Origin of the sequence: Streptomyces sp. NPDC093600 (genome assembly GCF_044764755.1) — a bacterium.
In the GTDB taxonomy this organism is placed as follows: domain Bacteria; phylum Actinomycetota; class Actinomycetes; order Streptomycetales; family Streptomycetaceae; genus Streptomyces.
On record NZ_JBIWIU010000005.1, the window covers coordinates 283,496 to 306,552 of the forward strand.

Genomic DNA, 23,057 nt, shown 5'->3' on the forward strand with positions numbered 1-23,057 from the left:
CCGTTCCCTTCCCATCTTCGGAGACACTCCAATGACCGAGAGCACCACCATCCGCTGGGAGCAGGACGAGACCGGCGTCGTCACCCTCGTCCTCGACGACCCGAACCAGTCCGCGAACACCATGAACCAGGCGTTCAAGGACTCCATCGCGGCGATCGCCGACCGCGTCGTGGCCGAGCAGGACTCCATCCGCGGCATCATCTACACCTCCGCCAAGAAGACCTTCTTCGCGGGCGGCGACCTCAAGGACATGATGAAGGTGGGGCCCGAGCAGGCCCAGCAGGCCTTCGACGCCGGCATGGCCATCAAGACCTCCCTGCGCCGGATCGAGACCATCGGCAAGCCGGTCGTCGCCGCCATCAACGGAGCGGCTCTCGGCGGCGGTTACGAGATCGCCCTCGCCGCCCACCACCGCATCGCCCTCGACGCCCCCGGCTCCAAGATCGGCCTGCCCGAGGTCACCCTCGGCCTCCTCCCGGCCGGCGGCGGCGTCACCCGTACCGTACGGCTCATGGGCATCGCCGACGCGCTGCTCAAGGTGCTGCTCCAGGGCACCCAGTACGACCCGCGGCGGGCGCTCGAGAACGGCCTGGTCCACGACGTGGCCGCCACGCCCGAGGAGATGCTCGCCAAGGCGCGCGCCTTCATCGACACCCACCCCGAGTCGCGGCAGCCCTGGGACGTCAAGGGGTACAAGATCCCCGGCGGCACGCCGTCGAACCCGCGGTTCGCCGCCAATCTGCCGGCCTTCCCCGCCAACCTGAAGAAGCAGCTGAACGGCGCCCCCTACCCGGCCCCGCGCAACATCCTCGCCTGCGCCGTCGAGGGGTCCCAGGTCGACTTCGAGACCGCCCAGATCATCGAGGCGCGCTACTTCACCGAGCTGGTCACCGGGCAGACCGCCAAGAACATGATCCAGGCGTTCTTCTTCGACCTCCAGGCCGTCAACTCCGGCGCCAACCGCCCCCAGGGCATCGAGCCCCGGCCGGTCCGCAAGGTCGCCGTCCTCGGCGCCGGCATGATGGGCGCGGGCATCGCCTACTCGTGCGCCCGAGCGGGCATCGACGTCGTCCTCAAGGACGTCTCCGAGGAGGCCGCCCGGCGCGGCAAGGAGTACTCCGAGAAGCTGCTCGCCAAGGCGCTGTCGCGCGGCCGCACGACCGAGGAGAAGCGCGACGCGCTGCTGGCCCGGATCACGCCCACCGCCGACCCGGCCGATCTGGCGGGCTGCGACGCCGTGATCGAGGCCGTCTTCGAGGACACCGCGCTCAAGCACAAGGTCTTCGAGGAGATCCAGGACATCGTCGAGCCGGACGCGCTGCTCTGCTCCAACACCTCGACGCTGCCGATCACCGTGCTCGCGGAGGGCGTCACGCGCCCGGAGGACTTCATCGGTCTGCACTTCTTCTCGCCCGTCGACAAGATGCCGCTGGTGGAGATCATCAAGGGCGAGCGCACCGGCGACGAGGCGCTGGCGCGCGCCTTCGACCTGGTACGGCAGATCAACAAGACGCCGATCGTCGTGAACGACTCGCGCGGCTTCTTCACCTCGCGGGTGATCGGCCAGTTCATCAACGAGGGCGTGGCGATGGTCGGCGAGGGCGCCGACCCGGTCTCCGTCGAGCAGGCGGCGGCCCAGGCCGGCTACCCGGCCAAGGTCCTCTCCCTCATGGACGAGCTGACCCTGACGCTGCCCCGCAAGATCCGCGAGGAGACCCGGCGGGCGATCGAGGAGGCCGGCGGCAGCTGGGCCGGACACCCCTCGGACGCGGTGATCGACCGGATGGTCGACGAGTTCGGGCGCACCGGCCGCAGCGGGGGCGCGGGCTTCTACGACTACGACGAGGAGGGCAAGCGGACCGGGCTGTGGCCGGGGCTGCGCGAGCACTTCACGCGCTCCGACGTGACGGTCCCCTTCGAGGACATGAAGGAGCGGATGCTCTTCTCCGAGGCGCTGGACTCGGTGCGCTGTCTGGAGGAGAACGTGCTGACCTCGGTCGCCGACGCCAACATCGGCTCCATCATGGGCATCGGCTTCCCGGCCTGGACCGGCGGTGTGCTGCAGTACATCAACGGGTACGAGGGCGGGCTTCCCGGCTTCGTGGCACGCGCGCGTGAACTGGCCGAACGGTACGGCGACCGCTTCCTGCCGCCGGCGCTGCTGGTGGAGAAGGCGGAGCGGGGCGAGGTCTTCACCGACGCGTAGGGGTGTCCCGCCGATCCGGCCGGGGATCCGGCCGGGCCGCGTTCAGTCCTGCTTCGCCTGACCGAACGCGGCCCGCAGCTCCTCGCGCAGCGAGCGCTGGAAGGCCGTGACGAGGGCCTGGACCACCATCGGCTGCATATGGGCCGAGAGCGACTTCATCGCCGCCAGGTGGTCCGGGTCCGAGGCGCGCTCCCGGTACGGGTTCCACACCTCGTCCCGGAACAGCCGGGACAGCTCCTGCGCGGCCGCCCGCGCGTGCTCCAGCAGGACCGTGCGGGAGGCCAGGATCGTCTCGTGGGCGATGGGGACGTCCAGCAGCTCGACGCCGAGGCGCAGCAGCGTCCCGTCGAGCCGGAACACCTCCGGATCGGGCCCCCGGTCGAGGACGCCCATCGCCGCGAGCCGCTCGACGTCCTCGTCGGTCAGCGGCCGCCCCGCACGCCGCTCCAGCTCGCGCCGGGTGATCTCCTCGGCCGACTCGGGCGCCCAGGAGGCCACCAGCGCGCGGTGGATCGCCAGGTCCTGCGCGCTCAGATCGGGCGGGAGCTGCTCCAGGTACCGCTCGATCGCGGCCAGGGTCATGCCCTGGCGCTGGAGCTCCTCGATCAGCGCCAGCCGGGACAGGTGCTCGGGGCCGTAGTGTCCGACCCGGCGGGGACCGATCACCGGCGGCGGCAGCAGCCCCTTGGTGCCGTAGAACCGCACCGTGCGCACGGTGACGCCGGCCCGGGCGGCCAACTCGTCGACGGTGAACGTCGGCGCCTGCGCCGCCGCCCCCGCCTCGGTCCCGGTGGCCATCTGAGGTGCCTCACTTCCCGTGCCGTTCCCGCCCGACGTGCAACAGTATTGCTGTCTCACCATCGTTGTAAAAGCCCTGGGGCGCTGTCAGTGGCGGTCTCTACGGTGAGGGCATGTCGGAGATCACGTACGCCGAGGGGGACGCGACCGCGCCGCGCGGCGGGGGCGTCAAGATCATCGCCCATGTCTGCAACGACCTGGGCGGGTGGGGGAAGGGCTTCGTGCTCGCGCTGTCGCGGCGATGGCCGGAGCCGGAGGCGGCCTTCCGCCGCTGGCACCGCGAACGCGCGCGGAACGACTTCGGCCTGGGAGCCGCCCAGTTCGTCCCGGTCGACCCCTCCGTGTGGGTGGCCAACATGGTGGGGCAGCGGGGGATACGGACCGCCGGGAGCACCGCTGTGCCCGTGCGGTACGAAGCGATCGACGCGGCGCTCGGGCTGCTCGCCGGAAAGGCGCTGGAGCTGGGGGCCTCCGTGCACATGCCCCGCATCGGCTGCGGTCTCGCCGGCGGGGAGTGGTCACGCGTCGAACCGCTCGTCGTGGAGCGCCTGGTGGCCCAGGGGATACCGGTCACTGTGTACGACTTCGACCGTAAGCGGCCGTAAGGGGCACGCTCGCCCCCGCCGCGCCGGGTGGGGCGGAGCTGGCGCTAGAGTCACGTGCTTGTTCGAATACGGAGTTCGGGGCAGGGGAGGGGCATGTACGCGGAACTCAGGGACACGGCCACGGAGTTGGCCGGCGTCCTGTGGCGGGAGCACACCGTGTACCGGGAGCGGGGCGGTGGGGTGGTCATCCGGGGCGAGCACGTGGGGCGCTGGATAAGCCTCGCCCCCACCGGCGGAAAGGACCAGGCGCGGCTGCGCGCCGGGCGCCTCCTCGACGGGGGCACCACGGCGCCGGCGCGCTCGGAGATCGTCGTCGACCTCTCCGTCGGGACGAGCGAGCTGGCGGCGGTCTGCCGCCGTCTGCTCGCCGACGTCGCGGCCGCCGAGACCGAGCGGGCCCCGGCAGCCACCCGCGCTCGCCGCCCCTCGCGCCCGCAGCCCCCCGCCCGACCCGCCCGCGAGCGCCGCAGCCGCCACACGGGCCTCGGCTCCTGGGCGGTGCTGCTCTGCGTGGTGGGCGTCGTCGGCCTGTGGGCGTACAGCGTGTTCGGCGTCTACGGGTCCTAGCCGGCCCAGCCGCGAACGGCCCCGCGGGACCACCGACGTGGCAGTCCCGTGGGAGGCGTGCTCAGCCCGCCGCGTACCCGGTCACCGGGTAGTGGTCGCTCAGGTTGGTGTACGTGTACCGCGTGCCCCAGCTGGAGACCGTCCATGGCGCGCTCTTCTCCAGGACCACGTTGTTCGTCCAGCCCGTGGGGCGGGCGTGGCCCGCGCGGTGGAGGACGTAGTCCAGGTCCTCGCGCGGGTCGTCCGGGTAGCGCTCGGCGGCGATGGAGTTCAGTTCGGTGTCGAACGAGTACGGGTGTCCGGTCCTGGCGTCCTCGCCCACGAGGCCCATGTCGGAGAGCATCGTGCCGTACTCGGGCGTCCGCGAGTCGACGTTGAAGTCGCCGGCCACCACGACCTGCTCGCTCGCCGGGATGTTCTTGGCGTCGAGGAAGGCGTCCATCGCCTTGAACTGGAGGCTGCGCATCCGCGCCGCCTCGCCCGCCGAGCAGCCCGGGTCGGTGGACTGGGCGTGGGTGCCGACGACGTGGACGCGCGCGCCGTTCACGTCGAGGACCGTGTAGACGAAGCCCTTGTTCGAGTACCAGTCGGAGCCGCAGGCGTCCTTGTAGACGTACTGCTCCTTGCGGACGATCGGCCACTTGCTGAGGATCGTCACACCGCCGTCCTCCGGCGTCGTGGTGGACCAGGCGCCGCCGGTGGCGTCCCAGCCAGTCCTGCTCCGGCCCATGACCGGGGTCTGGTGCGGGTACTGGGTGGCCGCCTTCGCCTTCAGCGCGTCCGAGGAGGAGTTGTCGAAGGCCTCCTGGAGCACCACGACGTCGTTGCCCTGGAAGAAGGACGCGGCGGGTATGGCCGCGGCCCGGTGGTCCTGGCCCCAGTTCGGGTACAGCGACTTGGAGAAGAGGAACGCGTTGTAGGAGAGCACCTTCAGCCGGGGGGTCTCGGCGGCCGAGGCCGGCGGAGCGGTCGTCGCCAGGGTGGCGGCGGCGAGCGCGCCCGAGAGGGCGGCGCCGAGGAAGCGGCGCTGGAGCGGAGCGAGCGGCACTGGAACTCCCGTGGAGTAGTGGGGGGTTGGACCGGCGCCGCACATCAAAGCAGCCGTGGTTACCTTCCGGTAGCCGTTGGGTGCCGGGAATCTTGCGCGGTCCGCACCAGTGCGCCAACTCTCCCGTGCCCCTGTGCCACTCGCATGAATTGTCGGTTTTGCGACCAGGTAGGATGCGCGCATGACCCTCGCGCAGAATTCGACGCTCTTCAACATGGACCTCGGTCCGCTCAACCCCGTCACGGCGGAGCTCATCCTCGGCGTGGTGTTGTTCGCCCTCACCTTCCTCATCATGGCGAAGGGTGTCCTGCCGAAGATCAACAAGACCCTCTCCGAGCGCGAGGACGCGATCGCCGGCGGCACCGAGCGCGCCGACGACCTGCGCGCCGAGGCCACGCGGATCCGCGAGCAGTACGAGGCCGAGCTCGCCGAGGCGCGCCACGAGGCCGCCCGCATCCGCTCCCGGGCCACCGAGGAGGGCGCGGCCGCCATCGCCGCCGCGCGTGCCGAGGGCGTCGCCGAGCGGGACGCGATCCTCGCGGCCGGTGCCGAGCGCATCGCCGCCGAGCGCGCCGCCGCCGAGCGCGAGCTGACCGCCGACGTCGACGCCTGGGCCCACGCCCTGGCCGACCGCATCGTCGGCGAGCCCGTCGGCGCGGACCGCGCCTGACCCACACTGCGTACGGGGCCGCGCCCCGGGCCCACGCCCGGGACGCGGCCCCGACCCATGTGCGCCCTTTGCCCGGAAGGCCCGGCGAGGGGCAGGCTGAGAGTGTGAGGAGTGAGCACGAGGTGACCGGAGCGAAAGCCCCCGCGACCCCCGCGGAGGCCATGGCCGACGGCGCCGCCCGGCCGCCCGAGCCGCCACCCGTCGGCGGGGTGCTGTGGAGCATCGCCGGGGACGTCCGGGCGCTGCTGATGCTGCCGGCCGCCCTCACCCTGCAGGTCGCGCACCCCGCCGTCGGCGCCGGTGTCGACGAGCACTCCGTCTTCCGTACCGACCCATGGGGCCGTGGCGAGCGCTCACTGCGCTCCGCACTGCTGTGGGTGTACGGCGGTGAGGCCGCTGCCGAGGAGGGGCGCCGGCTCCGGCGGCTCCACCGCACCATCCAGGGCACCGACGCCCACGGCCGCCGCTACCACGCCCTCACCCCCGCTCACTACGCCTGGGTCCACGCCACCGGCTTCCCCGTCTACCACCACGGCCTGCGCTATCTCCACCGCCCGCTCAGCGAGGCCCAGGAGCGGCAGCTCTACGCCGAGTGGCTCCAGGTCGGCCGGATCCTCGGCATCCACGACCGGGACATGCCCCAGACGATCGAGGAGTTCTGGCCGTACTACCGCACGATGCTCCGTGACGAACTGGAGGCCACCGTCGTCGTACGCGAGCTGCTGGACCCCGCCCAGCCGGTACCGCCGCCCGACCGGGGCCCCCTGCCGCTGCGGATCCTGCTCCGCGCGCTGTGGCCGGTGATCCTGCCCCGGCTCGCCCGCTTCCGCTCCTTCCTCACCGTCGGCCTGACGCCACCCGACGCCCGCGAGGCCATCGGGCTCGCCTGGAGCGACGACCAGGAGCGGCGGCTGCGCCGTTTCACCCGGGTCGTCCGCCTCGTGGTGCCCGTCCTTCCCGAGCGGCTGCGCTATCTGCCGATGGCGCGCGAGGCCCGCCGGCGGGCCCGGCTCAGCGGAGCAGCCCGCCGCGCGCGATGACCTCCGCGTACCAGCGCGCGCTGTCCTTCGGCGTACGGCGCTGGCTCGCGAAGTCCACGTGCACGATGCCGAACCGCTTGCCGTAGCCGTACGCCCACTCGAAGTTGTCGAGCAGCGACCAGAGGAAGTAGCCGCGCACATCCGCCCCGGCGGCGATCGCCCGGTGGGCCGCCGCCAGGTGCGCGTCCAGATACGCCACCCGCTCCGGATCGTGGACCTCGCCCTCCGGGTCGGCGTAGTCGTCGTAGGCGGCGCCGTTCTCGGTGATCAGCAGCGGCACCCCGGGCAGTTCGTCGCGCAGCCGCACCAGCAGCTCGTACAGGCCCTCCGGGTCCACCGGCCAGTCCATCGCCGTCCTCGGCCCGGGCGCCGGCACGAACCGGACCCGGTCCGCCGCCCCCGGCCACGGCGAAGGCGACTCCGACGTCCCGGCGGCCACGACGGCGGGGGAGTAGTAGTTGACACCGAGCGAGTCGATCGGGGCGGAGATCGTCTCCAGGTCGCCGTCGTGGACGAAGGACCAGTCCGTGAGCGCGGCCGTGTCGGCCACCAGGTCGTCGGGGAGCCGGCCGTGGAACACCGGGTCGAGGAAGATCCGGTTGCCGACGGCGTCGATCCGGCGGGCGGCGTCCCGGTCCTCCGGGGAATCCGAGAGCGCCCTGATCGCGTGGACGTTGAGGGTCAGGGAGATCTCGGTCCCGGCCGGAAGCGCCCCGCGCAGGACGCGGGCGGCCAGACCGTGGGCCAGGTTGAGGTGATGGGCGGCGCGCAGGGCGGCCGGCCCGTCGGTGCGGCCGGGCGCGTGGACACCGGAGCCGTACCCCAGGAAGGCGGCGCACCAGGGCTCGTTGAGCGTCGTCCAGGTGGCGATCCGGTCGCCCAGCGCCTCGGCGGCGAGGGAGGTGTACTCGGCGAACCGCTCGGCCGTCGCGCGCTCCGGCCAGCCGCCCGCGTCCTCCAGCTCCTGGGGAAGGTCCCAGTGGTAGAGGGTGGCGACGGGCCGGATCCCGGCCTCCAGCAGCTCGTCGGCCAGGGCGCGGTAGAAGTCCAGGCCCTTCTGGACGGCCGGTCCGCGCCCGGTCGGCTGGATCCGGGGCCAGGAGAGGGAGAACCGGTAGTCGGTGAGCCCCACCTCCTTCATCAGGGCCACGTCCTCGCGCATCCGGTGGTAGTGGTCGGCGGCGATGTCACCGGTGTCACCGTTGCGCACATTGCCCGGAGTCCGGCTGAAGGTGTCCCAGATCGACGGTGTGCGGCCGTCCTCGGCCGCCGCACCCTCGATCTGGTACGCGGCCGTGGCCGAACCCCAGCGGAAACCGGCAGGGAAGAGAGCATTCATGGGTGAGGAACTCCCGTCATGAGAGGGGGGAGAGGGGAGAGGGGGCAGGGAAAAGGAGGGGTCAGCCCTTGACCGCGCCCTGCATGATGCCGCCGACGATCTGCCGGCCCAGCAGGCCGAAGACGAGCAGCACCGGAAGGGTGCCGAGCAGCGTGCCGGCCATGATCACCGACTGGTCGTGGACATAACCGCCGCCGAGCTGGCGCAGCGCGACCTGCACCGTCGGCTCCTGCGAGGACAGCGCCACGATCGGCCAGAAGAAGTCGTTCCAGGCGGCCATGAAGGTGAGGAGCCCCAGCACGGCCATCCCGGGCCGGGCGATCGGCACCACGATCGACCAGAAGATCCGGGCGGAGGAGGCGCCGTCCACCCGGGCCGCCTCGATCAGCTCGTCCGGCAGCGCCTGCACCAGGTACTGGCGCATGAAGAAGACCCCGAACGCCGAGACGAGCCCGGGCAGGATCACCGACTGGAGCTGGTTCACCCAGCCCAGCTCGGCGATCAGCATGAACAGCGGGATCACCCCCAGCTGCGGCGGGATCATCATCGTGCCCACCGTGACCGCGAGGAGCGCGCCCCGGCCACGGAAGCGCAGCTTGGCGAAGGCGAAGCCGGCCAGGGTGCAGCACAGCACGGTGCCCACGGTGATCGAGCCGGAGACGATGAGGGAGTTCAGGAGCGCCTTGCCGATGTCGGCCTCCTCCATCACCGCCTCGAAGTTGCGGATCAGGTTGGGGCCCGGCAGCAACGTCGGCGGCACCCGCGCCAGATCGGCGTTGGAGCGGCTGGCCGCGACGATCGTCCAGTAGAACGGGAAGGCGGAGACCAGGACCGCGAGAATCAGGACGGCGTACGTGATCCTGCCGCCGTGGCCCGTACGGGCGGAGCGCGCGGTCATGCCCGGCCCTCCTCTCGACGTGAACGGCGGTGCGCGATCAGGGCGTTGACCCCGACCAGGACGAGGATCAGCAGGAACATCAGCCAGGCGATCGCGGCCGCCCGGCCCAGGTGGAAGAAGCCCCAGCCCTGCTCGTACAGATAGAGACCGAGCGTCTGGTACTGGTGCGAGATGCCGCCCGAGATCGAGCCCTCGAAGAGCAGCGGCTCACCGAAGAGCTGGGTCGCCCCGATCGTGGAGACGACGGTGGTGAAGACGATCGTCGGCCGCAGCCCGGGCAGCGTGACATGGAGGAACTGCCGCCACCGCGAGGCCCCGTCCATCTCCGCCGCCTCGTACAGCTCTGAGGGGATGGACTGCATGCCCGCGAGATAGATCAGCGCGTTGTAGCCGGTCCAGCGCCAGACGACGATCGACGAGACGGCGATCTGCGAGGCGAGCGTGCCGTTCTGCCAGTCGACCGGCTCGATCCCCACCAGTGAGAGCACGTAGTTGACGAGACCGAAGTCCCGGCCGAAGAGCTGGGCGAACACCAGCGTGGCGGCGGCGACGGAGGTCGCGTACGGCAGCAGCATGGCGGTACGGAAGAAGGTCCGGCCGCGCAGCTTGTAGTTGAGCAGATGCGCCAGGCCCAGCGCCATCGCCAGCTGGGGGACGGTGGACAGGACGCCGATGGTGAAGGTGTTGCGCAGCGCGGTCCAGAAGAACTCGTCGGTGAGCAGGGCCGCGTAGTTCCCGAGGCCCCGCCACTCCATGTCGCCGGGGGTCTGCAGCTCGACGCGGTAGAGGGAGACGAAGGCGGTGTAGAGCAGCGGGAAGAGGCCGAACGCCGCGAACAGGGTGAAGAACGGGGCGAGATAGGCGTACGGCACGAGCGCGGCCCAGCGGCGGCGAGCGCGGCCTGGGGGCCGGGCCGACGACGGCGGGACGGGCGCCGTCGTCGGCCCGGAGGCGGTGAGGGTCACGGTGCGGCCCTTCGGTCGTTCGGAGCGGGGCGGGGGCGGGGGGGTGAGGGGGGCGGGCGCCGCACGGCACCGCGCGGCCCGTGGCGCGGCCCGTCGGCTCAGCCGATGACGTTCTCCACACCCTTCCGCGCGTTCGACCACGCCTTCTCCGGTGACGTGCCCTTGCGCTCCACCTCGCTCAGCGCGTTGGTGATCTGGTCGGCGACGTTCTTGTCGTGGACGCCGAGCACCTGCACCGGCGCCGCCTTCGCCGCGTCACCGAAGATCCGGCCGATCGGCGCCCCCGAGAAGTACGGGTCCGTCGCCGCCGCGACCTGGGCGATGGCGCCGGTCGAGGAGGGGAAGTTCCCCTGCTTCCTGAAGAGCGTGGCCTGCTGCGCCGGGGCGGTGAGCCACTGGATCAGCTCGTACGCCTCCTTCTTGTGCTTGGCCGCGCGCGGGACGGTGAGGTACGAGCCGCCCCAGTTCCCGGCGCCGCCGGGGAGCTTGGCGATGTCCCACTTGCCCTTGCCCGCGTCACCGGCCTGGCCCTTGATGTAGCCGAGCATCCATGCGGGGCAGGGGAGCGTGGCGAAGGAACCGGCCGAGAACGCCTGGTTCCACTGCGGCGACCACTGGTCCAGCTTGGCGCTCAGCCCCGCCTTCGCCGCCTTGGCGGAGGTCTCCCAGGCGTGCTTCACGGCGGGGTTGTCCGCGTAGATCAGCGTGCCCGACGCGTCGTAGTAGCGCTCCTTCTCCTGACCGACCATGACCGTGTAGAGACTGCCGACGCTGTCCAGCCAGGCGCTCTTGGCCGGGGCCTTGGCCCGGTACTGCTCGCCAAGCGCGAGGTAGCCCTCCCAGGTGGACCACTTCCGCGCCAGTTCGGTGCGGTCGGTCGGCAGTCCGGCCTGCCGGAGGAGGTCGGTGCGGTAGCACATGGCCTCGGGGCCGACGTCGGTGCCGAGACCGAGGATCCTGCCGTCCTTGGTGGTCGCCGCCGACCAGGTGGCGGGGGCGAACTCGTCCTTCAGCCTGTCCGCGCCGTACCTCGTCAGGTCCTCGAACTTGTCCGCCTGCTGCTGGGTGACCGACGCGATCCGGCCGACCTCGACGGCCTGGACGTCGGCGAGCCCGCCCCCGCCGGCCAGCCGGGTCTGCAGCGACTTCCAGTAGTCCTGCTCGTCCTCGGTGTCGGTCTGCTTGATCGTCACGTTCGGGTGGAGCTTCTCGTACGCGGCGTACAGCCCGGCCTCCTTGTAGCCGAACGAGCCGAAGAGGTCGACGGTGATCGTGACCTTTCCGCCCGCGCTGTCGGAGGCGCCGCCGGACCCCCCGGATCCGCAGGCGGCGAGGAGTGCCCCGGCGAGGGCGACCGCGCCGAGGCGGCGCATACGGGCGGCGGCGCTCCTGGCGGCTCGGGCAGTGGGCATGGGAAGCCTCCCTTGGCTTCGGGGTCCGTCGAGAAACGCTCGTCGGCGCGCCGGTGGCCCGCTTGAGAGCGCTCTCAGGAATGCGTCAGGAGCGTGCCTCCCCGGCGCGCTCCCCGTCAAGAGTCGAACACGTAACAGCTCGGTGGCGCGATGGAGTTGGCCGCCGGATTCAGGAGCCTTACGCGGAGGCACGCAGGACGAGCTCGGTCGGTGTGATCACGGGCTCGGGGTCCTCGCCGTCCAGGGTGCGCATCAGGAGCCGTACCATCAACCGTCCCATCCCCTCGATGTCCTGACGGACCGTCGAGAGCGGCGGGTCGGTCGCCTCGGCCACCTGGGGCATGTCGTCGAAACCGACGAGCGCCACATCCTCCGGCACGCTCCTGCCGTGCTCGCGCAGTACGCGGAGGGCCCCCGACGCCATCAGGTCGTTGGCCGCGAACACGGCGTCGAGGTCGGGGCGCCGGGCGAGCAGCTCTGTCATCGCCCGTGCCCCGCTCTCCTCCGTGAACGCGCCGAAGGCCACCAGATCCGGGTCGGAATCCGGTAGTTCGTCCTGGTATCCCGCCAGTCGGTCCAGGGCGGACGTCTGGTCGCGGGGTCCCGTGATGTGGGCGATCGTCCGGCGGCCGAGCGTGCGCAGATGGCGCACGGCGGCCCGGGCGCCACCCCGGTTGTCGCAGTCGACGTACGGGACCGGCGGCTCGCCCGCCGGGGCCGTCCACCCCGGGCGGCCGCCGAACACCGTCGGCACCTGGACCCGGCGGACGATCGCGGGCAGCTGGTCGTCGGTGTGGAGCGAGAAGGCGAGTGCGCCGTCCACGTGGCCGCCGCCCAGATAGCGGGCGATCCGCTCCTGGTCGCCGGGCCCCTCCACCCAGAGAAGCACCAACTGGGCGTCGTGCGCGGTCAGTTCCCGGCTGATGCCCCGAACCTGCTGTTCGAAGAAGGGATCGGAGAAGATCCGGAACTCCGGCTCGGCGATGATCACGGCGACGGCGCCGTTGCGCCGGGTCACCAGGGTCCTGGCGGCGTGGTTGGGGATGTAGCCGAGCTCCTCGACGGCCTTGCGGACCTTCTCCACCAGGACGTCCCGGACTCCGGCGCCGCCGTTGACGACACGGGAGACCGTCGCCCGGGACACTCCGGCGCGCGCGGCGACGGCTTCCAGGGTGGGACGCGTCCCGGACGTCGTTTCGCTCAAGGCCGGCTCCTCACGGGGCGTGGACACGGGGCATGACCACGGTGGACGACGCTGCTGACAGGACGAGGGTAACGGTTGGCCCCTGCACGGGAACCGAGCGGGGAAAGCGCTCTCCAGGCGTGGGCCCCCCGGCGCGCCCGTGTCCCGCCCCCCGGGGGGGGCGGGACACGGACGCGGTCTACGACTCAGTGCTCGTGGTCGTGGATGGTGTTCGTCTCCGCGATCTTCTTCCAGGACTTCGGCTCCACGGGCCGCGAGGTCGCGTCGCCGGCTGCGGACCGCGCCGACACCCCGGCTTCGGCCGCCGCAGGTGCGGTCGGCTTGACCGGCTGGTAGAGCCAGGTGTCGAAGAGGCCGGCCAGCGGCTTGCCCGAGACCCGCTCCGCGTACGCCACGAAGTCGGCGACGCCGGCGTTGCCGTACGCGAACTCCGTCGGCCAGCCCTTCAGGACGGCGAAGAAGTCCTCGTCACCGATCTCGTTGCGGAGCGCCTGCAGCGCCAGGGCGCCCCGGTCGTAGACGGCGATGTGGAACTGGTCGTCCGGGCCCGGGTCGCCCGGCTTCACCGTCCAGAACGGGTCGTCGGCGGCGCGGGAGGCGTAGACGTGGTCGGCCAGCTCCTGGGCGGTGCCCTCGCCCTCCTTCTCCGACCAGAGCCACTGGCTGTAGCGGGCGAAGCCCTCGTTGACCCAGATGTCCTTCCAGCGGTCGACCGAGACGCTGTCGCCGTACCACTGGTGCGCCAGTTCGTGCACCACCACGGAGACGTTCGCCCCGTTGGCGAACTGCCGGGGGCTGTAGAACGGCCGGGTCTGCGTCTCCAGGGCGTAGCCGCTGGTCACGTTCGGGACGTAACCGCCGAGCGCGTTGAAGGGGTACGGTCCGAAGACCCCCTCCAGCCACTCCGCGACCTCGGCCGTGCGCTCGACGCTGGCCCGCGCCGCGCCCGCGTTGTCGCCGAGGTCCTTGCTGTACGCGTTGAGGACCGGCAGACCGTTGGCCGTCCTGTCGGTCGTGATGTCGAACTTCCCGACGGCGAGTGTGGCCAGATAAGTCGCCTGCGGCTTGTTGGACCGCCAGTTGTAGCGGGTCCAGCCGAGCCGCGACGACTGCGACTGGAGCACGCCGTTGCTGATGGCCTGGGTGCCGTCCGGCACGGACACCGAGACATCGAAGGTGGCCTTGTCCAGTGGATGGTCGTTGGACGGGAACCACCAGGCGGCCGAGTCCGGCTCCTGCGCCGCGACGCCGCCGTCGGGGGTGCGGTGCCAGGCGGTCCAGCCGCCGATCCTCACCTCGGACGGCTTGCCCGCGTACCGCACGACGACCGAGATGGAACGATTCTTCTCCAGCGGGGCCGCCGGAGTGATCTCCAGCTCCTGCTCGCCCGAGGCGGTGAACCCCGCCTTCCTGCCGTTCACCCGTACCTCGCTGACCCTCAGCCCGAGGTCGAGGTTGAAGCGGGAGAGGTTCTGCCTCGTCGTGGCCAGGATCGTCGCCGTGCCCTCCAGGAGGTCGGTGGCGGGCTGGTACTTCAGGCGCAGGTCGTAGTGGGAGACGTCGTAGCCGCCGTTGCCACTGGCCGGGTAGTAGGGATCGCCGATGCCCGGGGCGCCCGGGACGTAGTCGGCCGCCGATGCCGGGATCGCCAGCAGGACGGAGGCCGCGAGAGCGCTCGGAACGATGAGTCTGCGGTGCACAGGGGCTCCAAGTCGTCAGAAGCGTAAGACGTGCGGGTGGTCGTCGGTCCTTATCGACACTATTCAGAACCCCGACGGGCCGTCATGTCCATGGGCACCACCGACACATGATCGCCATTCGGCCGACATGAACCACCCGCACCTCGGCTCCCGATCGCACTCTTTTGCTCACGAGTTGACGGCGGTACGTTCCGCCCCATGCCGATACGTGTGCGGAGAACCCGTAGAGCCCGTCTGTCGTGCAGAACCCTCGTGACGGCCGCCGCGGCCGCCCTGACCACCGCGCTCCTCACCCCCTCCGGAGCCCAAGGTGCGCCCGTCGTACGGGAGTCGGCGCCGGTTCACTCCTACGCCGACGCGATCCGTGAGTCGGTCTGGGTGGACACCGGACTCGACGGCGACGGGGACGGCCGGGCCGACCGGGTCGCCGCCGACATCATCCGGCCCCGCGAACCCGCCGCGGCCGGCCGGAAGATCCCGGTCATCATGGACGCCAGCCCGTACTACGCCTGCTGCGGCCGGGGCAACGAGAGCCAGAAGAAGACGTACGGCGCCGACGGCGACCCCGTCCAGTTCCCGCTCTTCTACGACAACTACTTCGTCCCGCGCGGCTACGCCTTCGTCGCCGTCGACCTGGCGGGCACCAACCGCTCCGACGGGTGCGACGACGTCGGCGGGCGCTCCGACGTCCAGTCCGCCAAGGCCGTCGTCGACTGGCTCAACGGCCGCGCCCGGGCCTACACCTCCCGCACCGGCCACGAGCGCGCCCGCGCCACCACCTGGTCCACCGGTGACGTCGGCATGATCGGCAAGAGCTGGGACGGCACCATCGCCAACGGAGTCGCCGCCACCGGCGTCGAAGGGCTCAGGACGATCGTGCCGATCGGCGCCATCTCCTCCTGGTACGACTACTTCCACTCCCAGGGCGCCCCGCTCTACGACGCCAACCCGAGCTGGCTCTCCGACTACGTCAACAGCCCCGAGGCGAGCGAGCGTTGCGGCGCGGTCCAGGACCGCATCACGGCCGCCACCCCCTACAGCGGCGACTGGACCCCCGCCTGGACCGAGCGCGACCACGTCCGGGACGCCGGAAAGGTGAAGGCCAGCGTCTTCGTCGTGCACGGGCAGCAGGACCTGAACGTCCGCGCCAACCACTTCGGCCAGTGGTGGGACGCCCTCGCCGCCCACGGCGTGGAGCGCAAGATCTGGCTCTCCCAGACCGGCCACGTCGACCCGTTCGACTTCCGCCGCGCCGACTGGGTCCGCACCCTGCACCGCTGGTTCGACCACTACCTCCTCGGTCACGAGAACGGCATCGACCGCGAGCCGATGGCCGACATCGAGCGCGCCCCCGACCGCTGGTCCACCGACCGGTTCTGGCCGCCGCGCACCACCGCGCCGACCGAACTGCGCCCCGGCAAAGGCGCCGCGCCGGGCGTCGGCACCCTCGGCCGGACACCGGCCCCGCCCGGGGCCACCGAGACCTTCACCGACGACCCGGACCTCGGCGAGAACGACTGGGCCGCCGGGATCGACAGCCCCACCCCGGCCAAGGCCGGCTTCGTCACCCGTACGCTCACCCGGGACCTGCGGCTCTCCGGCTCCTCGCGGGTGACCGTCACCGCCACCCCGACGACCCGGACCGCCCACCTGACCGCCGTCCTCGTCGATCTCGGCCCGGACACCATCCGCGACTACGCCGCACCCGGCGAAGGCATCACCACGCTCACCGAACGCACCTGCTGGGGAGCGAGCACGAGCGGCGACAGCGCCTGCTACAAGGAGACGGAGGCGCATACGGCGGACGTCGGCCACACGGTCGTCAGCCGTGGCTGGGCCGACCTCGGCACCTGGGCCGACCCCAGGAAGGGTCGCCCGCTGACGCCCGGTACGGCGTACACCGTCACGCTGCGGCTCGCGGCGACCGACCACGTCGTCCCGGCCGGCCACCGGCTCGCCCTCATCATCGGCGGCACGGACAAGGACCTGCTCGACCCGCCCTCCACCACGCCGACGCTCACCCTCGACCTCGCCCGTACCTCGGCCCGGCTGCCGCTGGTCGGCGGCCCCACGGCCTTCGCGCGGGCGACCGCCGGCCACGCCCAGGGGCGCCCGGCGCCGGCCGAGAGGGCGCCGGACGGGCTGACCGCGCCTCAGCGGTCCGGCCACCCGATCCCGGGGGAGCCGCGATGACCCGCACACCGGACCGCCGTTCCCGCCGCACGCTCACCCTCGCGGCGACCGCCGCCGCCCTCGTCCTCCCGCTCGTCACCGTCCCCGCCGAGGCCGCCGGCACCCCGGCCGCCGCGCCGCCGCCCCGCACCGGCTTCGAGACCGGCGACGGGGCCCACTGGACCACGGAGGCGGGGGAGAGCGCCTTCCTCGCCGCGGTCGACCGCGGCAGCGACCGGGTCTCGGTGCGCTCCGTCGGCACCACGAAGCAGGGCCGCCCGATCCGGCTCGTGGCCGTCGGCGCGGGCGGCGCCCCCGCCCGCGGCGGCACGACCGTGCTGCTGATCTGCGCCCAGCACGGCGACGAACCGTCGGGCCGGGAGGCGTGCCTGAACACCGTCCGCGACCTGGCGTACGCCCGGGACGAGAAGACCCGGCGCTTCCTCTCCCGTACCACCGTCCTCGTCGTCCCCACGGCCAACCCCGACGGCCGGGAGGCCGGCACCCGGGGCAACGGAGACGGCATCGACATCAACCGCGACCACATCGCCCTGAAGACCGCCGAGGGGCGCGCCCTCGCCGCCGTCATCCGCGACCGGCGCCCCGACCTGGTCCACGACCTGCACGAGTACGGCGGCACCTCGCCGTACTACGACAAGGACCTGCTCGCGCTCTGGCCCCGCAACCTCAACACCGACCGGCGCGTCCACGACGAGGCGCACACCCTGTCGGAGTCGTACGTCCGGCCGGCGGCCGCGACGGCGGGCTTCAGCAGCGGCGTCTACGGCATCTGGACCGACCCCCACACCGGGAAACCGATCAAGCAGGTGGCGGGCGACGGCCAGGAGCGCATCCTGCGGAACGCGGCCGGCCTCAAGCACGCCGTCGGTCTGCTCGTCGAGACCCGGGTCGAGGCGCTGGACGAGGCGGGGGAGAACGACCACGCCCGCAACCAGCGACGCCGGGTGCACACCCAACTCGCCGCCCTGAAGGGGGCCGTCGCCTTCGTCGAGGAGCGGCGCGGACGGATCGCCGCGGCCACGGCGGCGGCCCGGGCCGCCGGGTTCGCCGACCGGGGCCCGGTCCTGCTCGGCGGCGCCGACAACGATCCGCCCGAGCCCGCCGAGGTCATCGAGGACCCGCCGTGCGGTTACCGCCTCGACCACGGGCAGTACGCGGAGTTCGGCGACGAGCTCGCCCTGCACGGGATCACCGTCCGCCGCGGTGGTGACGGCTGGTTCGTACCGCTGCGGCAGTCGCACCGCGCGCTTGTCCCCCTGCTCCTCGACGCCCGGGCGACCTACCGGCTCACCGCCGCGCAGCCCGTGGAGGTCTGTTGATCGGCGGACTTCCGTCCCCCCTCTGGCACTGCGGTACGGAGAAAAAGCGCTTTCCCCGTCGTGTGTGAGAGGTGCCATCGGGGCAGGGCGCGCCAGACGGGCGGTCGAGGGCGTTCGGGGAAGCCGGAAGCTCTCGGACCGGCCGACCATACCGGTCGGCCGGCCCGGGACCCCGGCGCTCAGTGCCATCCGCATCCGGCACCCGCGCACCGGGGCCCGGCCCTTACGAAGGTCCCGGGCCCCGGGCCCCCACGAAGGCCCCCGGGCCCTGGCCTCCAGGAAGAGCCCGGGCGCGGCTGGCCTAGGATTCATCTCCTGATGACTGCCACTCTCGTCGCCAAGGACCTCGCCGCCGGCCACGGCGAACGCTCCCTCTTCGCCGGTCTCGACCTCGTCGTCGCCCCCGGCGACGTCATCGGCCTCGTCGGTGTCAACGGCGCCGGCAAGTCGACACTGCTGCGGCTGCTCGCCGGGCTCGACACGCCCGAGGACGGCGAGCTGAGGCTCTCCCCGCCCACCGCCACCGTCGGCCACCTCCCGCAGGAGCCGGAGCGGCGCGAGGGCGAGACGGTGCGGGAGTTCCTCGCCCGTCGCACCGGTGTGGCCGCAGCCCAGACCGCCATGGACGAGGCCACCCAGGGCCTGGTCGACGGGACGCCCGGCGCCGACGACGCGTACGCCGTCAGCCTGGAGCGCTGGCTCTCCCTCGGCGGCGCCGACCTCGACGAGCGCGCCGAGGAGGTCGCCGCCTCGCTCGGCCTCACCATCGGCCTCGACCAGCCGATGACCTCCCTCTCCGGCGGCCAGGCCGCCCGCGCCGGACTCGCCTCCCTCCTCCTCTCCCGGTACGACGTCTTCCTGCTCGACGAGCCCACCAACGATCTCGACCTCGACGGTCTGGAGCGGCTCGAGTCCTTCGTCCAGGGGCTGCGCGCCGGCACGGTCGTCATCAGCCACGACCGCGAGTTCCTCACCCGTACGGTCACCAAGGTCCTGGAGCTCGACCTCGCCCAGCAGCAGATCACGCTGTACGGCGGCGGCTACGAGGCCTACCTGGAGGAACGGGAGACCGCCCGCCGCCACGCCCGCGAGGGCTACGAGGAGTACGCGGGCCGGAAGGCCGCCCTCGAAGCACGCGGCCACATGCAGCGGTCCTGGATGGACAAGGGCGTCAGGAACGCCCGCCGCAAGGCCACCGACAGCGACAAGCTCGGGCGCAACGCCCGCAGCGAGGCCAGCGAGAAGCAGGCCGCCAAGGCCCGCCAGACCCAGCGGATGATCGAGCGGCTCGACGTCGTCGACGAACCCCGCAAGGAGTGGGAGCTGCGGATGGAGATCGCCGCCGCGCCGCGGTCCGGCTCGGTCGTGGCGACCCTGCGCGCGGCGGAGGTCCGGCGCGGCGACTTCCGTTTCGGTCCGGCCACCCTCCAGATCGACTGGGCCGACCGGGTCGCCATCACCGGCGCCAACGGTGCCGGCAAGTCGACCCTGCTCGCCGCGCTCCTCGGCCGCCTGCCGCTCGACTCAGGCGACGCGGTTCTCGGCTCGGGCGTCGTCGTCGGCGAGGTGGACCAGGCGCGCAAGCTGTTCCACGGCTCGGAGGTCCTCCTCGACGCGTTCTGCGCGGCCGTGCCGGAGACGGAGCCCGCGGAGGTCCGTACCCTGCTCGCCAAGTTCGGCCTCAAGGCCGAGCACGTCCTGCGCCCCGCGACGACGCTCTCCCCGGGCGAGCGGACCCGCGCCGCTCTCGCCCTCCTCCAGGGCCGGGGCGTCAACCTGCTGGTCCTGGACGAGCCGACCAACCACCTGGACCTGCCGGCCATCGAACAGCTGGAGTCCGCCCTCGACACCTACACCGGCACCCTGCTCCTGGTCACCCACGACCGGCGGATGCTGGACGCCGTCCGCACGACCCGCCGCATCGAGGTCGCGGACGGCAAGGTGACGGAGGTCTGATGGGCGTCACCTTCGGGTGGGGCCCCACGGAGGTGGCCGTCCCCGCCCCGGCCGCCCTGCGCGCGGCCCCGCCGGCCCAGCCCGAGGCGCGGGCGGCGGCGCTGCTCCGGGAGGCGACCGAGGATCCCGTGGCGGTGCTGCACCGATGCGATTCAGGGCGTGAACTGTACGAGTACGGCTATCCGCAGGATGTGGCGGTGGCCGCCGAGGCCGACACCTCGGAGACCGTCCCCGTCCTGACGGACGGCGCATTCCTGGAGGCATCATGACCGACCTGCTGACCCGGCTCACCGAGATGCTGGACGACCTCGACGCCGACGTCGACGAGACGATCGACCTGGCCGACGAGATCGCCGCGTCGGGCGACGCCGCGCTCCTGCCACGGCTCCAGGCCGAGCTGGACCGCGCCCTCACCGAGCAGAACGCCTACGCCCGGGAGCTCCTCGGCGGCGTCCTCGCCGCGATCGGCGGCCCGGACGCCCTCCCGGCGCTGCTGCGGGCCTCCTCCGTCGACCTCGGCGACGACCATGACGCCCTGGCGACCGAGATCGTCGACGTGGTCCGATCCGACCCGGACCGCTCCCGCACGGTCCTGGGCCCCCTGACCGAGGACGACGACCTGGGAGTTGCCAACCGCGCGGAATGGGCCCTGCGCTTCCTCCCGACCGACTAGATCCGGAAGGTCTCGCCCGGTCCGCAAGAAGCGGCCCGTACGCGCTCGACAGAAGGGCCCGGCCTTCCGGCCGGGCCCGTCGCTGTCAGCGGCCGCGTCGCTTGCCGCCGCCTCCGCCGTCGAGGAGGCCCGCCTTGCGCAGGGCGTCGGCCATCGCGCTGTTCGACGGGGCCGGGGCCTGCGAGCGGGCCCGGTCACCGCCACCGCCGCCACCGCCGCCACCACGGCGCTGCTGCGGCGGCCGGCCGCTCCGCTCCTTGCGAGGCTGCGGCGCCGACTCCGTCGCCGTCGCCTCGTCGTCCAGCCGCAGCGTGAGCGAGATCCGCTTCCTCGGGATGTCCACGTCCATCACCTTCACGCGGACCACGTCCCCCGGCTTCACCACGTCCCGGGGGTCCTTCACGAACGTCTTCGACATCGCCGACACATGCACCAGGCCGTCCTGGTGCACGCCGATGTCCACGAACGCCCCGAACGCCGCCACGTTCGTGACCACGCCCTCCAGGAGCATCCCCGCCGCCAGGTCGCCGATCTTCTCGACGCCCTCCTTGAACGTTGCCGTCCGGAAAGCGGGCCGCGGGTCGCGACCCGGCTTTTCCAGCTCGCGCAGGATGTCGGTCACCGTCGGCAGACCGAAGGTCTCGTCCACGAAGTCGTCGGCCCGCAGCGACCGCAGCACGCCCGTGTTGCCGATCAGCGACGCCACCTCCCCGCCGACCGTCTTCACCATCCGCCGGACGACCGGGTACGCCTCCGGGTGCACCGACGACGCGTCCAGCGGGTCGTCGCCACCGCGGATCCGCAGGAAGCCCGCGCACTGCTCGTACGCCTTCGGACCGAGCCGCGCCACATCCTTCAGCGCCTTGCGCGACCGGAAGGGACCGTTGGCGTCCCGGTGCGCAACGATGTTCTCGGCGAGCCCGGCGCCGATGCCCGAGACTCGCGAGAGCAGCGGCGCGGAGGCGGTGTTGACGTCGACGCCGACGCCGTTCACGCAGTCCTCGACCACCGCGTCCAGCGAACGCGACAGCTTCACCTCGGACAGGTCGTGCTGGTACTGCCCGACGCCGATCGACTTCGGGTCGATCTTCACCAGCTCGGCCAGCGGGTCCTGCAGCCGCCGGGCGATCGAGACCGCCCCACGCAACGACACGTCCAGGTCCGGGAGCTCCTGCGAGGCGAACGCCGACGCCGAGTACACCGAGGCGCCCGCCTCCGAGACCATCACCTTGGTGAGCTTCAACTCCGGGTGCCTGGCGATGAGTTCGGCGGCGAGCTTGTCCGTCTCGCGCGAGGCCGTGCCGTTGCCGATGGCGACCAGCTCGACCGCGTGCTCCTGGGCGAGCCGGGCCAGCTTCGCCAGCGCCTCGTCCCACCTGTTCGCCGGGACGTGCGGGTAGATCGTGTCGGTGGCCACGACCTTGCCCGTCGCGTCGACGACGGCGACCTTCACCCCCGTACGGAAACCGGGGTCGAGGCCCAGTGTCGCCCGCGTCCCGGCCGGCGCCGCGAGGAGCAGATCCCGCAGGTTCGCCGCGAAGACCCGTACCGCCTCGTCCTCCGCCGCCGTACGCAGCCGCAGGCGCAGGTCGATCCCGAGGTGGACCAGGATCCGGGTCCGCCAGGCCCAACGGACCGTGTCCAGAAGCCACTTGTCACCCGGACGCCCCCGGTCGGCCACACCGAAGCGCGAGGCGACCATGCCCTCGTACGAGGACGGGCCGGGCAGCTCCGACGGCTCCTCGGGCTCCAGCTCCAGGGAGAGCACGTCCTCCTTCTCGCCGCGCAGCATCGCGAGGATCCGGTGCGAGGGCAGCGCGGTGAACGGCTCGGCGAAGTCGAAGTAGTCGGCGAACTTCGCGCCCGCCTCCTCCTTGCCCTCGCGTACCTTCGCGACCAGCCGGCCCCGGCCCCACATCCGCTCGCGCAGTTCGCCGATCAGATCGGCGTCCTCCGAGAACTTCTCGGTGAGGATCGCCCGGGCCCCCTCCAGCGCGGCGGCCGCGTCGGCGACCCCCTTGTCCGCGTCGACGAAGGCCGCCGCGGCGGCCGCCGGCTCCACCGACGGGTCGGCGAGCAGCCCCTCGGCCAGCGGCTCGAGCCCGGCCTCGCGGGCGATCTGCGCCTTGGTGCGGCGCTTGGGCTTGAAGGGCAGATAGATGTCCTCCAGGCGGGCCTTGGTGTCGGCCGCCAGGATCCGCGCCTCCACCTCCGCCGTCAGCTTCCCCTGCTCGCGCACGGAGTCGAGGACGGCGGCCCGCCGGTCCTCCAGCTCCCGCAGATAGCGCAGCCGCTCCTCGAGCGTGCGCAGCTGCGCGTCGTCGAGCATCTCGGTCGCTTCCTTGCGGTAGCGCGCGATGAACGGCACGGTCGAGCCGCCGTCGAGCAGCTCGACGGCCGCCCTCACCTGTCGCTCGCGTACGCCGAGTTCCTCGGCGATCCTGCTTTCGATGGACGTCGTCAC

At 72.2% G+C, this 23,057-nt stretch carries 19 protein-coding genes; 10 read left to right on the forward strand and 9 right to left on the reverse strand.

The window, feature by feature from the left end:
* Positions 1-31 precede the first annotated feature (31 nt).
* Positions 32-2,206 carry a 3-hydroxyacyl-CoA dehydrogenase NAD-binding domain-containing protein gene (locus tag ACIRB4_RS16050; protein ID WP_403291652.1) on the forward strand — a complete coding sequence of 725 codons (2,175 nt, stop codon included), beginning with the start codon at positions 32-34 and terminating at the stop codon, positions 2,204-2,206.
* 42 nt (positions 2,207-2,248) lie between these two features.
* Here ACIRB4_RS16050 and ACIRB4_RS16055 read toward each other — a convergent pair whose 3' ends face one another.
* Positions 2,249-3,004, reverse strand: a complete 756-nt coding sequence (locus ACIRB4_RS16055; RefSeq protein ID WP_403291653.1) for a MerR family transcriptional regulator — start codon at positions 3,002-3,004, stop codon at positions 2,249-2,251.
* A 113-nt stretch (positions 3,005-3,117) separates the two neighbouring features.
* On the opposite strand from ACIRB4_RS16055, the gene ACIRB4_RS16060 reads away from it, so the two are divergent.
* Both ACIRB4_RS16060 and ACIRB4_RS16065 read left to right on the forward strand, forming a co-directional pair.
* A complete protein-coding gene (locus tag ACIRB4_RS16060) occupies positions 3,118-3,609 on the forward strand; it encodes a macro domain-containing protein (RefSeq protein WP_403291654.1) in 492 nt (163 codons plus the stop codon).
* Positions 3,610-3,702: 93 nt separating this feature from the next.
* Positions 3,703-4,176 (forward strand): hypothetical protein, encoded by a 474-nt coding sequence (locus ACIRB4_RS16065; RefSeq protein WP_403291656.1) that lies wholly within the window; start codon positions 3,703-3,705, stop codon positions 4,174-4,176.
* A gap of 61 nt (positions 4,177-4,237) precedes the next feature.
* On the opposite strand, the gene sph is transcribed toward ACIRB4_RS16065, so the two are convergent.
* On the reverse strand, positions 4,238-5,269 hold the full coding sequence (gene sph / locus ACIRB4_RS16070) for a sphingomyelin phosphodiesterase (protein ID WP_403291658.1): 1,032 nt from the start codon (positions 5,267-5,269) through the stop codon (positions 4,238-4,240).
* A 136-nt stretch (positions 5,270-5,405) separates the two neighbouring features.
* Here sph and ACIRB4_RS16075 point away from each other — a divergent pair, with 136 nt between their 5' ends.
* Together ACIRB4_RS16075 and ACIRB4_RS16080 are read left to right on the forward strand one after the other, a co-directional pair.
* Positions 5,406-5,894, forward strand: a complete 489-nt coding sequence (locus tag ACIRB4_RS16075; protein ID WP_403291659.1) for a hypothetical protein — start codon at positions 5,406-5,408, stop codon at positions 5,892-5,894.
* Positions 5,895-6,055: 161 nt separating this feature from the next.
* Positions 6,056-6,934, forward strand: coding sequence for an oxygenase MpaB family protein (locus ACIRB4_RS16080; protein ID WP_403291859.1), 879 nt, complete (start codon positions 6,056-6,058; stop codon positions 6,932-6,934).
* Here ACIRB4_RS16080 and ACIRB4_RS16085 read toward each other — a convergent pair.
* The 6 genes from ACIRB4_RS16085 to ACIRB4_RS16110 all read right to left on the reverse strand — a co-directional run bounded on the left by ACIRB4_RS16085 (position 6,906) and on the right by ACIRB4_RS16110 (position 14,452).
* A complete protein-coding gene (locus ACIRB4_RS16085; RefSeq protein ID WP_403291661.1) occupies positions 6,906-8,273 on the reverse strand; it encodes a GH1 family beta-glucosidase in 1,368 nt (455 codons plus the stop codon). The two genes, ACIRB4_RS16080 and ACIRB4_RS16085, sit on opposite strands and share 29 nt — an antisense overlap.
* Positions 8,274-8,334: 61 nt before the next feature.
* Positions 8,335-9,171 carry a carbohydrate ABC transporter permease gene (locus ACIRB4_RS16090; protein WP_403291663.1) on the reverse strand — a complete coding sequence of 279 codons (837 nt, stop codon included), beginning with the start codon at positions 9,169-9,171 and terminating at the stop codon, positions 8,335-8,337.
* Positions 9,168-10,136: a carbohydrate ABC transporter permease gene (locus ACIRB4_RS16095; RefSeq protein WP_403291664.1), complete on the reverse strand. Its 969-nt coding sequence runs from the start codon at positions 10,134-10,136 to the stop codon at positions 9,168-9,170. The genes ACIRB4_RS16090 and ACIRB4_RS16095 overlap by 4 nt, the downstream gene beginning before the upstream one ends.
* A gap of 98 nt (positions 10,137-10,234) precedes the next feature.
* Positions 10,235-11,548, reverse strand: a complete 1,314-nt coding sequence (locus ACIRB4_RS16100) for an extracellular solute-binding protein (RefSeq protein ID WP_403291666.1) — start codon at positions 11,546-11,548, stop codon at positions 10,235-10,237.
* 178 nt (positions 11,549-11,726) lie between these two features.
* Complete coding sequence (locus ACIRB4_RS16105; protein WP_403291668.1) at positions 11,727-12,752, reverse strand: LacI family DNA-binding transcriptional regulator; 1,026 nt, start codon at positions 12,750-12,752, stop codon at positions 11,727-11,729.
* A gap of 185 nt (positions 12,753-12,937) precedes the next feature.
* Positions 12,938-14,452 carry a M1 family metallopeptidase gene (locus ACIRB4_RS16110; protein ID WP_403291670.1) on the reverse strand — a complete coding sequence of 505 codons (1,515 nt, stop codon included), beginning with the start codon at positions 14,450-14,452 and terminating at the stop codon, positions 12,938-12,940.
* A gap of 198 nt (positions 14,453-14,650) precedes the next feature.
* On the opposite strand from ACIRB4_RS16110, the gene ACIRB4_RS16115 reads away from it, so the two are divergent.
* The 5 genes from ACIRB4_RS16115 to ACIRB4_RS16135 all read left to right on the forward strand — a co-directional run bounded on the left by ACIRB4_RS16115 (position 14,651) and on the right by ACIRB4_RS16135 (position 20,593).
* Positions 14,651-16,645, forward strand: a complete 1,995-nt coding sequence (locus tag ACIRB4_RS16115; RefSeq protein WP_403291672.1) for a Xaa-Pro dipeptidyl-peptidase — start codon at positions 14,651-14,653, stop codon at positions 16,643-16,645.
* On the forward strand, positions 16,642-17,964 hold the full coding sequence (locus ACIRB4_RS16120; protein WP_403291673.1) for a M14 family metallocarboxypeptidase: 1,323 nt from the start codon (positions 16,642-16,644) through the stop codon (positions 17,962-17,964). The genes ACIRB4_RS16115 and ACIRB4_RS16120 overlap by 4 nt, the downstream gene beginning before the upstream one ends.
* A 318-nt stretch (positions 17,965-18,282) precedes the next feature.
* Positions 18,283-19,920, forward strand: a complete 1,638-nt coding sequence (locus ACIRB4_RS16125; RefSeq protein ID WP_403291674.1) for an ABC-F family ATP-binding cassette domain-containing protein — start codon at positions 18,283-18,285, stop codon at positions 19,918-19,920.
* Positions 19,920-20,189 (forward strand): hypothetical protein, encoded by a 270-nt coding sequence (locus ACIRB4_RS16130; RefSeq protein WP_403291676.1) that lies wholly within the window; start codon positions 19,920-19,922, stop codon positions 20,187-20,189. Before ACIRB4_RS16125 ends, ACIRB4_RS16130 begins: the two co-directional genes overlap by 1 nt.
* The gene (locus tag ACIRB4_RS16135; RefSeq protein ID WP_403291678.1) at positions 20,186-20,593 is read left to right on the forward strand and encodes a hypothetical protein; all 408 of its coding nucleotides are present in this window, start codon (positions 20,186-20,188) and stop codon (positions 20,591-20,593) included. Before ACIRB4_RS16130 ends, ACIRB4_RS16135 begins: the two co-directional genes overlap by 4 nt.
* Before the next feature lie 85 nt (positions 20,594-20,678).
* Here ACIRB4_RS16135 and ACIRB4_RS16140 read toward each other — a convergent pair whose 3' ends face one another.
* Complete coding sequence (locus ACIRB4_RS16140) at positions 20,679-23,057, reverse strand: Tex family protein (protein ID WP_403291680.1); 2,379 nt, start codon at positions 23,055-23,057, stop codon at positions 20,679-20,681.